This window comes from Parapedobacter tibetensis (assembly GCF_024704835.1).
Lineage (GTDB): Bacteria > Bacteroidota > Bacteroidia > Sphingobacteriales > Sphingobacteriaceae > Parapedobacter > Parapedobacter tibetensis.
Map to the genome: position 1 here is coordinate 1 of NZ_JAMXBE010000065.1, position 803 is coordinate 803.

The window sequence follows — 803 nt, forward strand, 5'->3', positions numbered from 1 at the left end:
TGCAAATGACTTCCCTAAGATTAGTTATGGTTAATAGTGGAAAAAGCTTCGACGAAACATTAAGTTTTAACTAACGGCAGCCTTTCGACTAAATATATTAGTTTTTTCGCTATCTTTGCCATAATGGTTTATACGATGACCAACATAAGCCTATGAATGAAGATAGTTACTCTTTTGAAAAAACTCCTGAAGTCTACACGTATGAATTTTATAGTGAGGGACCGCAGGGACGAATCCGGAAAGTGGTACAATATCATCTCATTGATCCGGATAGCTACATTTTCAATTTGGGATTCGGAGACTGGAATCCGGAAAGGAATGATGTCGATGATAAAAAGACCACCAACAACCAAGACAGACAAAAAGTACTTGCGACAGTGGCCAAAACGGTAGTGGACTTCATGAATGGACATCCAAATGCAAAAATCGTTGCTCAGGGCAGCACTCCTGCACGCACAAGGCTTTACCAGATGGGCATTGCCGCATTTTGGCAGGAGGTTGTTGAACATTTTGAAATAGATGGATACATAAACGGACATTGGGAAAGCTTCAGGCCGAAACGGAATTATGAAGCCTTTTTGTTGTCAAGAAAATAATTTGTACCTTTGAATATGGAGGTCACTATGAGTGCAACGGTAATAAAGCAAGGAAAGAAAATCGAAGAGTATTCCGCAGAAGAACGTGCGATTTTATACGCTCAGACTCCATTTTTTGCGAAAAAACGCAAAGAAGCAACTGAGTTCATAAAAAAAGCAGGCTTACCCGAACGTTTCTCAAAAAAAGGGAAAAAGTAAGTGCTGAAA

2 protein-coding genes are annotated in these 803 nt (G+C 39.6%); both read left to right on the forward strand.

The annotated features are described in order from the left end of the window. Positions 1–152 precede the first annotated feature (152 nt). The gene (locus tag NF543_RS25270) at positions 153–596 is read left to right on the forward strand and encodes a DUF6934 family protein (protein WP_257957586.1); all 444 of its coding nucleotides are present in this window, start codon (positions 153–155) and stop codon (positions 594–596) included. Between the two features lie 27 nt (positions 597–623). After that, positions 624–794: a hypothetical protein gene (locus NF543_RS25275; RefSeq protein WP_257957587.1), complete on the forward strand. Its 171-nt coding sequence runs from the start codon at positions 624–626 to the stop codon at positions 792–794. Positions 795–803 lie beyond the last annotated feature (9 nt).